The sequence below is a fragment of the Peribacillus sp. B2I2 genome (assembly GCF_041261685.1).
GTDB lineage: Bacteria > Bacillota > Bacilli > Bacillales > DSM-1321 > Peribacillus.
This window is the reverse complement of sequence record NZ_JBGCCB010000001.1, coordinates 1,377,269-1,391,017: the sequence shown is the minus strand read 5'-3', so window position 1 is coordinate 1,391,017 and position 13,749 is coordinate 1,377,269. Positions and strand designations below refer to the sequence as shown.

Genomic DNA, 13,749 nt, shown 5'->3' with positions numbered 1-13,749 from the left:
TTTTGTCTATTTACTATGAAGTATTTAATCTTTTAAATACCCAAAAATCTGTAGTCCTAACATATAAAATGAATTGTCAGATAAAGAGCAAAGAGTGTATGATAGTATAAAACTTTCAATGGATTGGGTTTCATTCACCGTCCCTTAATAAAAAAGCGGCGATACCCTTTATTCTGGAGATAGAAAATAGATAGGAGTTTAAATCATGGAAGAGCACATAGAGTTTAGAGAGGCAGAACTATCGGACTTACCCAGGATCGTTGAAATATATAATTCGACAATTGCTTCAAGAATGGTCACGGCTGATACGGAACCTATATCCGTACAATCGAGGGTTAAATGGTTTGAGGAACATGATTCAGAAAGTCGACCGCTATTTATAATTACTATAGAAGGGGAAACTGCTGGATGGATGAGCTTTCAATCGTTCTATGGGAGGCCGGCCTATAATTCCACGGCTGAAATCAGCATTTATATTGATGATTATTTCCGGGGAAAAGGAATCGGACAAATTTCGATTCAAAAGGCAATTGAAGTGAGCCCAAAATTAGGGGTGAAGACTCTATTAGGTTTCATTTTTGCCCACAATGCCCCAAGCCTGAAGCTCTTTTCCAAATTCGGGTTTGAAAAATGGGCACATTTACCTCAAGTTGCCGAGCTGGATGGCATTGAACGGGATTTGATCATTCTTGGTAAACGTGTCGATATTTAAATATATTTATTTAAAAGCTATTGCCTTGTGTAGTAGCTTTTTTCTCTGATTAAAAGAGGACGAAATGGTGAATTTAAAAATACCTATATACTTTCTGGAGGGAAAAATATTCAGATTCTCTTTTATTTGTCAACGCATTTAACAGCGCATCCAATTCTTGACTTGCTTGAACAGTTAGAAGACTTGTAAAACCATAAATTGCTGCCAATTTGATCATTTCCTCTCTCTTTTCTTCTACTTTTTCTATAGTTACCTTCCGGCAAATCATATAAACACCTCCTAATTTTTCAATATTTTTACACTTTCATCATAATGAAACTCGTAGTTAAAATCAACTATTTTACAGAAATTAAATGTGTTATTTCATAGGTTAAATGTGACAAAAAGCCTATTTCAGTCTCTAATTATGTATATTTTGTGACATCCACTATATAAACTTAAATAAAAAAAGCATCCACAAGTGTGATACATTGCGAATGCTTACTTCATATCCCTATCCCAAGAACCCAAAATATAGTCTATCGCTTACTATGTCATCCATTCCGAAGGAGACTCGTTATTAGGTCTATTTATAACAATCTTATATTCATCTTCAAGTACTTTTAACGGGGCATCGTAAAGGTGCCTTTCATCAGAGGTTTTGTATACTCCATTGGCCAATAACTCTTCAATAAGCTTTGCCTTCCTCTGTTCAATCCTCTTAAATAATTCCGCCATGTAAATGGCTCCTTTCCTAGTCATCATAGAGCCTGCTTCTAGTTGAGCTAAACTGTATTAACTGGTTTGATTTTCACCAAATTATATATACCTTTTTTATTATGTCACTAAACGTTATACCGCAAAAATAAAAGCCTCTTCTAATTCAAGAAGAGGCTGACAGTGTCCGTACGGCTCTTCTTATCTTCCAAGCATATGCTTGTTGGATTTAGCACAGTTCCCAAAATGGGTCTGCTGCCGAGGTTTCTTTGGGCCAAGTCCCTCCACCTCTCTGGATAAGAATTCAATATATAATTGATGTAGACATGATTTTATCTCAATAATCATCAAATGTCAATTACCTGGATCTCCCTTTTTTTCCGTGCCATAAAGGATTACCTCTTTCAAATACGGGTTGCATTTTCTTGTCTTTCTGATATGATGTCAGTAATTACATACAATTCACACCACTAGGGGAGTCTTTTTTAAGACTGAGATGGAATTAGTTCCGGACCCTTTGAACCTGAACCGGCTCATACCGGCGGAGGGAAGTGGATGATATCGTCCATTTACAGACTTTATCCATCTACCCCGTTCCGTATTCAGGAGCGGGTTTTTTTTATTGGGTGTAAACAAGGGGATCCATTTTAAAGGAGGATGAACAATGGAGAATACTAAATTAGAAACATTCAGTGATAGACTTCATGGACGGGCAAAAGAGATTTGGAAAAGGAACCATTCACATCCCTTTGTCCAGGCAATTGGAAACGGCACACTTCCTGAAAAGAAATTTGCCTATTACCTGAAGCAGGACTATATCTATCTCATGGATTATTCCAAGCTCTTTGCTTTAGGTGTCATCAAAGCTCATAATATCGAAACCATGGCAAAGTTTGCGAGTATTTTAAATGAAACCCTTCAAGTTGAAATGGATATCCATCGGCATTATGCTGCGGAATTCGGAATCAGCTCCAAGGAATTGGAAGATACAGAACCCACACCAACCACTCTAGCCTATACGGGTTACATGCTAAATGCAGCTCAGCATGGCACTTTGGCAGACCTGATAGCATGTCTCCTGCCATGTGCTTGGGATTATTATGAGATCGGTTTGCTATTGAAAGAACAAAATGGTGATGCATTGGAAAACAATCGCTACTCTGATTGGATAAGGTCATATTCATCTCCTGAATTCGGTGAAGCACACAAGTGGCTGATTGCTTTGTTGGAAGAATTAACAGAAGGCATGCCCGAAAAGGAACTACTTAGATTAGAAAAGCACTTTTTGGTGACTTCCCGATATGAATATTTATTCTGGGATATGGTTCAAAATGAGCAGGATTGGCCACTGTAGGTCGTTGATATGATGATGAATCCAATCAAGAAATTGACATTGACCGCCATGATTACGGCTATAACGACTTTAACCAGTTCATTTATTTTCATCCCTGCCGGATTTGCGAAAGTCTTTCCTATTCAACATCTGGCAAATGTCCTGACAGCCGTATTATTAGGACCTGCTTATGCGGTAACACAAGCTTTTTTAGTTTCCATCATTAGAAACATGTCTGGTACCGGTTCAATTTTCGCCTTTCCTGGCAGCATGATCGGTGCACTTTTGGCTGCCGTCGTATATCGAAAAACACAAAGCTTAAAATTCGCTTGTTTAGGGGAAGTGATCGGGACCGGGATTTTCGGGTCCCTAGCCTGTTATCCACTTGCAATCCTCCTATTGGGAGAAAAAGCTGCTCTTTTTGGTTTTTTACCAGCTTTTATGCTTAGTTCATTCGCAGGTGCGATTTTAGCTTTCATATTACTTAAAATACTTCTAAAAAATAATTATATGAAGGGGTTTTTTTATGAAAACAGCATTAACCATCGCAGGCTCTGATTCAGGGGGCGGTGCTGGAATACAAGCGGATTTAAAAACATTTTCTGCACATGGGGTCTTTGGAATGTCAGCAATCACAGCCGTAACCGCACAAAATACAATGGAAGTGCGTTCAATTCAGGCCATCGATACAGCTATCATTTCTGATCAAATTGCAGCCATCTTTGAAGATATTCGTGTCAATGCAGTAAAAATAGGTATGCTTGGATCTAAAGAAATAGTGGAAACAGTTGCTGCGTCCCTTAAAACATTCTTACCTGACATCGTTATCCTTGATCCTGTCATGATTTCCAAAAGCGGCCACCATTTGCTGGACGAAAAAGCCGTCTCTGCCTTAAAAACGGAATTGCTTCCGCTTGCAACACTTGCAACCCCAAATGTACCAGAAGCGGAAGTTCTTACTGGCTTGTCGATTCGAACGAAACAAGATTTTTACAGGGCATGCATATCCATACAAGAACTGGGCCCTAAAGCCGTTTTACTTAAAGGGGGCCATGCAGCGGGAAATCCAAATGATCTCTTTTATGATGGGACTGACTTCCACTGGATAAAGGGAGAACGCATTCATACAAAAAACACACATGGTACAGGCTGTACCCTGTCATCCGCCATTACATCCAACCTGGCAAATGGACTGACATTGCTGGAGTCGATCGAACAGGCCAAGACCTATATTTCTGAAGCCATTCGTAATAGCTTTTCAATCGGTAAGGGTCATGGACCTGTCCATCATTTTCATTCATTTTCAAAAAAAGAACGGAGTGAATTAATATGAAGGTTTCTGCAGCCGATTTATTCGTGAAGGTAAGAGAAAGAAAACCACTCGTTCACCAAATCACCAACTTTGTTACGGTCAACGACTGTGCAAATGCCACCCTTGCCATCGGTGGTTCGCCTGTTATGACATCGAGCCCAAGAGAAGTGGCGGATATGGTCAAATTAGCCGATGCATTGGTCCTTAATTTCGGTACGATTGATGATAAAGCTTTGGAAGCAATGGAGATTGCCGGTAAGACGGCAAATGCCCTGGATATCCCGGTCATTTTGGACCCGGTGGGAGTAGGTGCCACCGCCTATCGGACAGAGCAAGTCACAGAACTCCTACGTAAGGTTAATTTCCAAATCATTCGCGGAAATGCGAGTGAGATCCATCGATTGATGGGTGGGGATATCGTTACACGGGGGGTGGATTCGGGGGAACTTACTATTAGCAATGCTGAGCTGGCTGCACAAGCGGCAAATAAATTGAATAGTGTCGTCGTAGTCAGCGGAGCGAAGGATGCTGTTAGTGATGGAAAACATACGTCCATAATCGACAACGGGAACCTCCTTTTAACAAATGTTACAGGTACCGGATGCATGGCCACTGCTCTTATCGGTACCTTTTCCGGAGTCACGGACGATTTCTATGCTGCTGCAGTTGCCGGTATCTCTACCATGAGCATTTCAGGGGAACTGGCTGCTGCAAAACTTCAAGAAGATGAAGGAACAGGCACGTTTCGTGTGAGATTAATCGATGCCATATCAAGAATGAATAAGGAAACCTGGATGCATGAGGTGAAAATAAATGAAGAAATCCAAAATTGATTTAAGTTTATACTTAGTTACGGAAGAGTCCATAGCAATAGAAGTTTTGACCAAAATCATTACAGAATCGGTTTCAGGAGGAGTCTCGATCGTACAACTTAGAGAAAAAAACAATTCCTCCCTTTCCTTTTATAAAAAAGCTTCTGCATTAAAACAGTTATTGAACGAGCTGTCCATTCCCCTTATCATTAACGACCGGGTAGATATAGCACTTGCTGTTGCAGCTGACGGAATTCATATTGGGCAAGATGACCTTCCACTGCCTGTCATCAAACAAATGGTTCCTGACGATATGATTATCGGGGTATCAGTCTCCACTCTTGAAGAAGCAATCGAAGCCGAACGAAATGGAGCAGATTATATCGGAGTCGGTTCCGTTTTCCCTACGAAGACCAAACAAGATGCAACGCTAATGGCAATTGAAGATCTGGAGGAAATTTGCCGCAGCGTTTCGATTCCAGCCGTTGCCATCGGGGGTATAACTGCCGATAACATATCCTCTCTTTCTGATAGCGGGCTATCCGGTACGGCAGTCGTTTCAGCCATCATGAATGCTGATAGTCCGAAGACTGCCTCCGAATTCCTCTTAAAAATAATAAAAGAATTTAAATGACGAAATGAGGGGACTGAATTCAGTCCCCTCCCTTTTGTTTATGTCAAAACGGTATTCTTAGTTTCCTTCCCAAAAGCTACAGCAACGGCCCCCACTAGAATAGCAATTGTAAATATGGTGAAAATCGTTGAAATCGGAGTATCGGCAGCAACTAAATACCCTACAAGCAATGGACCCAGGACACCGCCAATCCTGCCGATGCCAGCAGCTAAACCAGCACCTGTGCCACGAACTGCAGTTGGATACTGCTCAGGTGTATACGCATAAAGCGCACCCCATGCCCCTAGGTTGAAGAAAGATAGGAACATTCCAGAAACTATCAGTGGTGCCAACCCCTCTGCCGATCCAAAGAAAAAGGCACTGATGGCCGTTCCGATTAAGTATGTGATCAAAACGAATTTACGTCCCATCTTCTCTATCAGCCATGCAGCTGAAAAATAGCCTGGAAGCTGTGCAAGTGTCATGATCAAAACATATTCAAAACTTTGAATCATACTGAATCCTTTTAGGACCATCACACTTGGCAGCCATAAAAACATCCCATAATAAGAAAAGACCACGGAAAACCACAGAATCCACAGCACAAGGGTTTGGCGGGAGTATTCCTTTTTCCAGACACTTTTCATATTGCTTAATACAGATGGTCTCTGCTTTTTTTCAAGTTCCGTATACTTCGGTGAATCCGGCAGTTTCAAGCGCAGATACAGTGCATATAAAGCGGGAACGGCGCTCAATAACAATGCAACCCGCCAACCATAAGCAGGAATGATGAAATAGGAAATGAGTGCTGCCAATATCCAGCCAACTGCCCAAAAACTTTCAAGAAGAACGACCACCCTTCCCCTTTTACTAGCTTCAACACTTTCAGAGACCAATGTCGAGGCAACAGGAAGTTCTCCTCCGAGTCCCATTCCAATCAAAAATCGCAATATCAAGAACAAGCTGAGTGTACTGACTGCTGCAGACACGCCACTTGCAATTGAAAACAATAATAAAGTAATGATAAAGACATTCTTCCGTCCGACCTTGTCAGCCATTGCACCAAAGAAAACGGCTCCAACAGCCATCCCTATAGAGTTTATGCTCCCAATCCAGCCAACCTGTTCACTGGTTAAGTTCCATTCTTGTTTCAAAGCAACAATAATGAAAGAAAGCATACCGACATCAAGTGCATCGAACATCCATCCAAGACCCGCAACACCAAGTAATCTACGCTGCGATATCGTTTTCGCATTATTTCCCATATATTCCTCCTGATGAACTTTAGACCTTCTAGTTATTTTATCCTTATTCATTTTAACTATTAACTTTCATTTTTGCTATAGTAATTACACATGTCATGACAAAAAAACACTTCATTTTTAAAATGATAAAGAAATCTTGGATATTCTGTCGAATGTTATAGATTGAATATTCCCTTTTTTTCATTTATCATAAAAATTGGCATAAATCATAGCGTTATCAATAAGTCATCATGTTTTGCCCAAGTTAATCATTTTATTCAGGAGGGTAATTATGACAAATCTAACGTTAGAAGTAAGTGGAAAGCTACAAAAATTTTTAACAGGACCAAAAAAGCTCTATATTAATGGTCAGTTTGTGGAAAGTGCTTCAAAAAAAACCTTCTCCACTCCTAATCCTGCTACAGGACAAAAACTTGCCGATGTTTATGAAGCTGATAAAGAAGATATCGACTTAGCCGTCAAAGCTGCACGCAAAGCATTCGATGAAGGTCCTTGGTCAAGGATGAGCGCGGCTGCACGCAGTAGGCTTATGTATAAACTTGCCGATTTAATGGAAGAAAATAAAACTGAACTTGCTCAATTGGAAACGTTGGATAATGGAAAACCAATCAGTGAAACTACCAATGCCGACATTCCTTTAGCTATAGAACATATGAGATATTTTGCTGGCTGGTCCACCAAGATTGTTGGACAGACCATTCCGGTAAGCGGAAATTACTTTAACTACACAAAACATGAGGCTGTTGGTGTTGTCGGCCAAATCATCCCATGGAACTTTCCGCTTCTTATGGCAATGTGGAAACTGGGAGCGGCACTTGCTACAGGTTGTACGGTCATATTAAAGCCTGCTGAGCAAACACCGCTTTCCGCGCTTTACCTGGCTGAATTATTGGCTGAAGCCGGTTTCCCTGATGGGGTCGTCAATATCGTTCCCGGTTTTGGTGAAACCGCTGGACAAGCACTTGTCGACCATCCTCAAGTAAATAAAATTGCATTTACAGGTTCGACCGAAGTTGGAAAATTGATCATGCGCTCCGCTTCATATTCATTGAAACGGGTCACATTGGAACTTGGAGGGAAATCGCCAAACATCATCCTACCTGATGCAGATTTCTCAAAAGCCATCCCTGGAGCTTTGAATGGGGTCATGTTTAACCAAGGGCAGGTATGCTGTGCCGGTTCAAGGGTTTATATTCAAAAGAAACATTATGATAATGTTGTTGCAGATATGGCCAGCCATGCAAAAAACATAAAACAAGGGGCAGGATTGGATCCAAGTACACAAATTGGACCGCTTGTTTCCCAGGAGCAGCAAAATCGGGTAATGGGCTATATTGAAAAAGGGAAAAACGAGGGTGCGGAAGTTCTTGTCGGCGGAAATAAACCGGGTGAACAAGGTTACTTTGTTTCTCCTACTATATTCGCTGGTGTCGAAGAGGATATGACGATAGCTAAAGAAGAGATTTTCGGGCCGGTTATTGCGGCAATGCCTTTCGAGGATTTAGATGATGTCATCAACCGTGCAAATGCCAGTGAATATGGATTGGCAGCCGGCTTATGGACAAGCGATATAGCCAATGCCCATTATGTTGCAGGAAAACTCCGTGCCGGAACAGTGTGGGTGAACTGTTATAACGCGTTCGACGCAGCTTCCCCATTCGGCGGCTACAAACAATCCGGAATCGGACGTGAAATGGGATCTTATGCACTTGACAACTATTCAGAAGTGAAAAGCGTCTGGATCAATTTGGGTAAGTGATTTTTGACTATTAAGAAAGAGGGTCTCAAAGAGGCCCTCTTTCTTTCAGTACATTGATTCACTGAAGCGAATTATTAAATTATTCAAACCTTTTAATAATCTTTCCTTCTTTAGTTTTGGTAAAATGCAAGATAGACAAAATAGCTGCTGGAGCTTGAGCTGACTTATGTGTGCACACGAGTGTGATTGTGATTGTTGGTGTTGATGCTAAAGCGGATGAATCAAAACCGATGCAGATTGAATTCAGCTGCTTCCCGGTTGAACTCCTTATTGAATTTACTATAAAGTTTTTCCACACAACGATGTAAAAAGTTTCTTTTTTATAGAACAATAAGTACAATTATGAATGTAGAAAATGGAAAAGGAGTTTTGAAATGATGAGTGATTTTCAATCGAATTTAGAAAAATATGCAGAACTTGCCGTTAAAGTCGGCGTTAATATCCAACAAGATCAAACCCTGGTCGTTAATACTACATTAGAGGGCGCTGACCTTGTCCGTCTCATTGTAAAGAAAGCATATGAGAACGGTGCGCGTAATGTCATCGTTAATTGGAATGACGATATCATTTCACGTACCAAATATGAACTGGCTCCAGATGAGGTGTTCCACGAATATCCAAAGTGGCGTGCAGAAGAAACGATCGAACTTGCAGAAAACGGAGCTGCCTATCTATCCGTCATCTCCTCAAGCCCTGACTTATTGAAAGGTGTAAAACCTGAAAGGATAGCCAACTTCCAAAAGGCATCCGGAACTGCATTGAAGAAGTGGCGTCAGTATATGCAATCCGATAAAGTAAGCTGGTCCATAGTCGCCGTCCCTTCAAAGGCTTGGGCTGATAAAGTATTCCCTGAAGAGGCAGAAGGAAAACGCGTTGATATGCTATGGGAAGCCATTTTCAAGGCAGTTCGTGTTGATGTTAAGGACCCTGTGGAGGCCTGGAAAAAACACGATGATACCCTGCATGAAAAGGTTGATTATTTAAATGATAAGCATTACCAAAAATTGCATTACACGGCTCCTGGAACCGACTTGACAATCGAGTTGCCTGACAAGCACCTTTGGGTCGGAGCAGGAAGCGTTAACGTACAGGGTCATGAATTCATGGCTAACATGCCAACTGAAGAAGTATTTACTGTTCCATTGAAAACAGGTGTTAACGGTACGGTTTCCAGTACGAAACCCCTTAGTTATGGCGGCAACATCATTAATAATTTTTCAGTGACCTTTAAGGAAGGACGAATCATTGAAGTAAAAGCTGAAGAAGGGGAAGAAATTCTAAAACAATTGGTGGAAACGGATGAAGGATCACACTATCTTGGTGAAGTTGCACTTGTTCCATTCAACTCACCGATTTCCCAATCGAATGTTTTATTCTTCAATACATTATTCGATGAAAATGCGTCAAACCATCTTGCAATCGGCAGCTCCTATGCTTTCTGTATTGAAGGCGGAAAAAACATGAGTCCAGAAGAGCTTGAAGAAAATGGATTGAATGAAAGCCTTACACATGTCGATTTCATGATTGGATCCGAGAAAATGAACATCGATGGCATCAAACAGGACGGCACTTCAGAACCTGTCTTCCGTAATGGGGATTGGGCTTTTTAATTAAAGCTTTGATCTAGAGGGGTTTTGAAGGTCTAAAACCTTGAGGGGTCACAGAATTGGTCACATATCTTTAACTTTAAACAATTTATCAAGTTAATAAGCCACGTGTTCCTGCATACTAGGAAGCACGTGGCTATACTTGTCTAGGGTAAATTTGAATGGATGTATGTCCAACCCTCTCCGAAAAGACCTTTACATTCACATTTTGTTTGATTAGCATCGTGACATGTGTATGTCTTTAATCATAAAAACGGATTGTAGGTAATCCTAGCTTTTTTTTGTTGGGTAGAATGTACCACCGATTATTTCCTCTTTTTCATTATTTTCACGTTGACTAATAAAAGTTACTCAATTTTAAAAAAGACCTTGTCCGCATTACTATATGACAAGGTCTTTAAGAACCACATTTACTTATGATAGGGTTCAATCTTATGTATTTAAATACCAAAACTATCTCTACTTGAATTCTTTAATGAAAGATATTCTACAAACGACGCTTACTAATTCTATATTTTTGAAAGACTAGGTTTCAACTAGGTAAGTAATCAAGTATTCTCATCATTTTAGAGCTATTATATTTTACACAGCTTAAATTAACTTAAAATTACTTAGCCGAGTCTTGTTCATAATCGATATTGTATTCTTGGGCAAGATTCTTCATCTCTACATGATATTCAGTTATCACTTTTTTATATTCTTGCCCTTTGGCATTTGATTGATTTATAAGTTCCGTATCCTTCTTTTCCAAGCCCTCTTTTTCAAGCATTAAAGCCTCATAATATATACCTGTAGCTTCCTTAATTTTAGCTTTTAAAGGCTTTAATTCTTCAACTTCTACAACTAGTGATTTTGCTTTATTTACTGCTTTTTGATAGGTAGGTATAACCTTGTTTGCAAGTACCTCATATAATTCTTTATCGTTATGATAATTTTCACCTGATACAGTTGCTAATACTTGATTTGCTTCTGTTTCATAACTTACTATTTCTTGTATATCCTTGTTTATAAACTTAACAATTTCTTTTTGTTTATCCTCAAAAGATTGCTTGTTTCCATTTGATTTGGCTTCAGTTTTAGTCTTTTCTTTTTCGGCTTGATTTTCCAAAGAAGAGTTCTCACTACAACCTACAAGTAACAAAGAAATGGTAAATATGATTGAAATGAATTTTTTCAAAAGTACCTGTCCTCTCTTAGTTCTAAGATTTTATTAAAGCTGGATCGTTTTTAATAAATGCGTCCCGACGTTTTAAGTATCCCTGCTTTTGGATCAATTTAATGATGCTCATCATTAAAAGTCCAACGAAGATTCCCGAAAGTGCATACCATTTCACAATAAAAAGCAAAACTATATATACAAAAAAGGCTATAAAAAATAAAGAATACACTAAGAACAACATTGCGTTAAAAACTTGCAATTGATATATTCTAATGATTTCCTTTTTTGAGGTTGTTTCATTTTTTTTTAATTGTGCTAAATACTGAAACTCTAACTTTACTATTTGGTATGGTTCTACGAACCAATTAAAGATTTTTTTCATCAGACTATTTCCTTAAATCTAGTGACTTTAGCTTTTCTTTCATTATCTTTTCACCCTTAGATTCGAATCCCTTAAAAATCACTTGTTTTATTTGTTCATGATTAAAAAACACGTTACTTTCATCAGAAATGTGACCTTGAGGATAGGGACAAGCTACATACTCCCATACACTAACTTTTTCAGCTTGTTGTTGCATTCTTCCATAAACCATTAATGGTTGTGGAAATATATCAAGCGTAACTATTGTCCCTATTGGTAACAATTCATTTCCTTTATCAATAATTAAAGAATTAACCTCTTTTGTCATTAATAAATAGCTCCTCTCAAACTAATTATTTTTATTCTTTTTCAAAACTTAATCCTAGCTTAATTCCTATCAATAATCGAAGGTCGAGAACAATTTCTTTCCCAATCTTAGCCTCGCCACCTGCTCCGAATGCTGAAGCTCCAGCTGTTCCCTTTATTGTATAGTCAGTAAAAGGAAGTGGAAAGATTCCTGAAACTTCACCTTCTGCTACCGCCGCTTTTGCCCCAAACCCGATAGAACTATTATCTATTCCAGCGTAAGCATTCGCTTTAAGAATTTCCCCTTTAGCTTCTACCCCGGTACTGCCTACGTAATCAATTTCCTTATCAAGCTGCGATTTCACTTTTGCATTATAAACGGCTCCACCAGCTTTTACAACTGGAAGAATACTTTTACCGCCTACACTGGCTTGAGCCTCCGCCATTCCAATATCTTGGTTAAAACTGCTATCAATTATGCTTGTGTCATGTTCTACGCTAACATGGATTCCAGTTAATGAGCTGCTTCCACCAATCTGATCACTACCGTTTTTCACACCTTCAAATCCAGACCAATCATTCTCTGTTTTACCCACCGAAGCTTCAAATGTAAAATTACCATTATTGGTCTTTTCTCCAACCATATAATTAGATTCCATTTTATTAGAATTATTGATTTTCTTATTAAGCACAGTCCCCTTATTTGGATAAAAGTTAAGGCCTAACCAACTATACGGGTATTGTCCATATGGATCTAAAATAAATATAGATTGTAAAGACTCATTATAAGGGGTGTTAGTATTTTCAAAAGATTGTAAGGGTGACGTTTTTATACTTGAAATTAATAATGAATGAGACGAACTAGCTAAAAGCTGAAGAGGGCTAACATTCTCCAAACTTCCATGACTTATGCCTATTTTAGAATCTATTTCATTTACATAGTTGGCTAATAGTTGTAGATCACCCATCAATTCACTTAAAGAAGAACTATTTTGTTGATCGAACTCTTCTAATTGATTAACTGTCTGAAGAACAGAGCTTTTTGCTTTTAAGACTTGATTATTAAATTCTGTATCATCTAAAGAGTTTAACTCAACAATATCAGATACACTTGATATCACTCTATTAGCGTCCAATGTAACATCACTAGTATAATTTTGAGATTGAATTATACTAGTGATTAGTTCACCTTGAAGAAATTCTTGATGAATATACCCTTCTTCATTTGGTTCAAACGATTTTGTTGCTTCTTTGCATGCCAATAGCTTTGCTTTGTAGGATGTAAATACTTGTTTTAATTTTAACGTAAATGGCAAATGGCATGATTTATAGAAAAACTTAATAGACTCTGCGCCCTTTCCTTTAAAAGAATCATCAATCATCACCAACTCTTGTATGGACTTTTCGATGACCTCTATACCTTCAATTTTCTTTTCAATTGAATTAACAGTCTGATCAAGGGAAACAAGTAAACTTGAAACATCTAATACTTTCATTTCCTTACCTCTGCAATAGCATTTATCGACATAAAGGTTTTCAAGAATTCATCGTTTTCTTTCATATACTCCAAAGAATTTTTGACCATTAATTCATTCTTAAATAGAAGATTTTTATAATCTTCCATTATTTTTTCTAATAGTGTGTTAATTCCATCGATTTCTTTTAATATGTCCAATCGACTATTTTGCACTATATTCTTAGGCAAATGCGATTCAAAAGAACCAGACGCAGACATCATCATCTTTAATACATTTTCGATGTTGTTATATTCAATTTTTATTTCTGACATTTTCACCACTACTTTACTCTTGTTT

Annotated in this window: 17 protein-coding genes, 1 pseudogene and 2 riboswitches; of the genes and pseudogenes, 9 read left to right on the top strand and 9 right to left on the bottom strand. The window is 38.7% G+C overall.

The genetic code is table 11. The features are described from left to right. Positions 1 to 205: 205 nt before the first annotated feature. Positions 206 to 712: a GNAT family N-acetyltransferase gene (locus tag ABIE66_RS07080; protein WP_289324203.1), complete on the top strand. Its 507-nt coding sequence runs from the start codon at positions 206 to 208 to the stop codon at positions 710 to 712. Positions 713 to 785: 73 nt separating this feature from the next. Here the strand turns inward: ABIE66_RS07080 and ABIE66_RS07075 are convergent, their stop codons facing one another. Further along, positions 786 to 980 carry an aspartyl-phosphate phosphatase Spo0E family protein gene (locus ABIE66_RS07075; protein ID WP_289324202.1) on the bottom strand — a complete coding sequence of 65 codons (195 nt, stop codon included), beginning with the start codon at positions 978 to 980 and terminating at the stop codon, positions 786 to 788. Between the two features lie 260 nt (positions 981 to 1,240). Then, entirely contained in the window at positions 1,241 to 1,429 is a 189-nt protein-coding gene (locus ABIE66_RS07070; protein ID WP_034314291.1) for a Fur-regulated basic protein FbpA, read from the bottom strand. 177 nt (positions 1,430 to 1,606) lie between these two features. Next, positions 1,607 to 1,711, bottom strand: a riboswitch (SAM riboswitch). Between the two features lie 159 nt (positions 1,712 to 1,870). Next, positions 1,871 to 1,975, top strand: a riboswitch (TPP riboswitch). A gap of 97 nt (positions 1,976 to 2,072) precedes the next feature. Between ABIE66_RS07070 and tenA the strand changes: the two genes are divergently transcribed. From tenA to thiE, 5 genes are read left to right on the top strand one after another with little or no spacing between them, the layout of a single operon-like run. Continuing rightward, positions 2,073 to 2,762, top strand: a complete 690-nt coding sequence (gene tenA / locus ABIE66_RS07065) for a thiaminase II (RefSeq protein WP_289324201.1) — start codon at positions 2,073 to 2,075, stop codon at positions 2,760 to 2,762. Positions 2,763 to 2,777: 15 nt separating this feature from the next. Then, positions 2,778 to 3,299: an energy coupling factor transporter S component ThiW gene (gene thiW, locus ABIE66_RS07060; protein ID WP_289317375.1), complete on the top strand. Its 522-nt coding sequence runs from the start codon at positions 2,778 to 2,780 to the stop codon at positions 3,297 to 3,299. After that, positions 3,268 to 4,074, top strand: a complete 807-nt coding sequence (gene thiD / locus ABIE66_RS07055) for a bifunctional hydroxymethylpyrimidine kinase/phosphomethylpyrimidine kinase (protein ID WP_289324200.1) — start codon at positions 3,268 to 3,270, stop codon at positions 4,072 to 4,074. Before thiW ends, thiD begins: the two co-directional genes overlap by 32 nt. Next, positions 4,071 to 4,886, top strand: coding sequence for a hydroxyethylthiazole kinase (thiM, locus tag ABIE66_RS07050; RefSeq protein WP_370014289.1), 816 nt, complete (start codon positions 4,071 to 4,073; stop codon positions 4,884 to 4,886). Before thiD ends, thiM begins: the two co-directional genes overlap by 4 nt. Then, a complete protein-coding gene (thiE, locus tag ABIE66_RS07045; RefSeq protein WP_289324198.1) occupies positions 4,867 to 5,499 on the top strand; it encodes a thiamine phosphate synthase in 633 nt (210 codons plus the stop codon). The genes thiM and thiE overlap by 20 nt, the downstream gene beginning before the upstream one ends. Before the next feature lie 38 nt (positions 5,500 to 5,537). Here the strand turns inward: thiE and ABIE66_RS07040 are convergent, their stop codons facing one another. Beyond that, positions 5,538 to 6,743, bottom strand: a complete 1,206-nt coding sequence (locus ABIE66_RS07040; RefSeq protein ID WP_289324197.1) for an MFS transporter — start codon at positions 6,741 to 6,743, stop codon at positions 5,538 to 5,540. A gap of 271 nt (positions 6,744 to 7,014) precedes the next feature. On the opposite strand from ABIE66_RS07040, the gene ABIE66_RS07035 reads away from it, so the two are divergent. The 3 genes from ABIE66_RS07035 to ABIE66_RS07025 all read left to right on the top strand — a co-directional run bounded on the left by ABIE66_RS07035 (position 7,015) and on the right by ABIE66_RS07025 (position 10,112). Further along, positions 7,015 to 8,502 carry an aldehyde dehydrogenase family protein gene (locus ABIE66_RS07035; protein WP_289317380.1) on the top strand — a complete coding sequence of 496 codons (1,488 nt, stop codon included), beginning with the start codon at positions 7,015 to 7,017 and terminating at the stop codon, positions 8,500 to 8,502. A 170-nt stretch (positions 8,503 to 8,672) separates the two neighbouring features. Then, entirely contained in the window at positions 8,673 to 8,810 is a 138-nt protein-coding gene (locus tag ABIE66_RS07030; RefSeq protein WP_370014288.1) for a hypothetical protein, read from the top strand. Positions 8,811 to 8,879: 69 nt separating this feature from the next. Continuing rightward, complete coding sequence (locus ABIE66_RS07025; protein WP_289324196.1) at positions 8,880 to 10,112, top strand: aminopeptidase; 1,233 nt, start codon at positions 8,880 to 8,882, stop codon at positions 10,110 to 10,112. A 93-nt stretch (positions 10,113 to 10,205) separates the two neighbouring features. Here ABIE66_RS07025 and ABIE66_RS07020 read toward each other — a convergent pair. The 6 genes and pseudogenes from ABIE66_RS07020 to ABIE66_RS06995 all read right to left on the bottom strand — a co-directional run. Next, positions 10,206 to 10,389: pseudogene (locus ABIE66_RS07020) on the bottom strand (tyrosine-type recombinase/integrase); the annotation flags it as partial. 327 nt (positions 10,390 to 10,716) lie between these two features. Beyond that, positions 10,717 to 11,286 carry a hypothetical protein gene (locus ABIE66_RS07015; protein WP_370014287.1) on the bottom strand — a complete coding sequence of 190 codons (570 nt, stop codon included), beginning with the start codon at positions 11,284 to 11,286 and terminating at the stop codon, positions 10,717 to 10,719. 22 nt (positions 11,287 to 11,308) lie between these two features. Continuing rightward, positions 11,309 to 11,650, bottom strand: coding sequence for a hypothetical protein (locus tag ABIE66_RS07010; protein WP_370014286.1), 342 nt, complete (start codon positions 11,648 to 11,650; stop codon positions 11,309 to 11,311). Between the two features lie 4 nt (positions 11,651 to 11,654). After that, complete coding sequence (locus tag ABIE66_RS07005) at positions 11,655 to 11,957, bottom strand: DUF4176 domain-containing protein (RefSeq protein ID WP_370014285.1); 303 nt, start codon at positions 11,955 to 11,957, stop codon at positions 11,655 to 11,657. 31 nt (positions 11,958 to 11,988) lie between these two features. Further along, the gene (locus tag ABIE66_RS07000; RefSeq protein WP_370014284.1) at positions 11,989 to 13,431 is read right to left on the bottom strand and encodes a T7SS effector LXG polymorphic toxin; all 1,443 of its coding nucleotides are present in this window, start codon (positions 13,429 to 13,431) and stop codon (positions 11,989 to 11,991) included. Next, on the bottom strand, positions 13,428 to 13,724 hold the full coding sequence (locus tag ABIE66_RS06995) for a DUF5344 family protein (RefSeq protein WP_370014283.1): 297 nt from the start codon (positions 13,722 to 13,724) through the stop codon (positions 13,428 to 13,430). The genes ABIE66_RS07000 and ABIE66_RS06995 overlap by 4 nt, the downstream gene beginning before the upstream one ends. Positions 13,725 to 13,749: the final 25 nt, after the last annotated feature.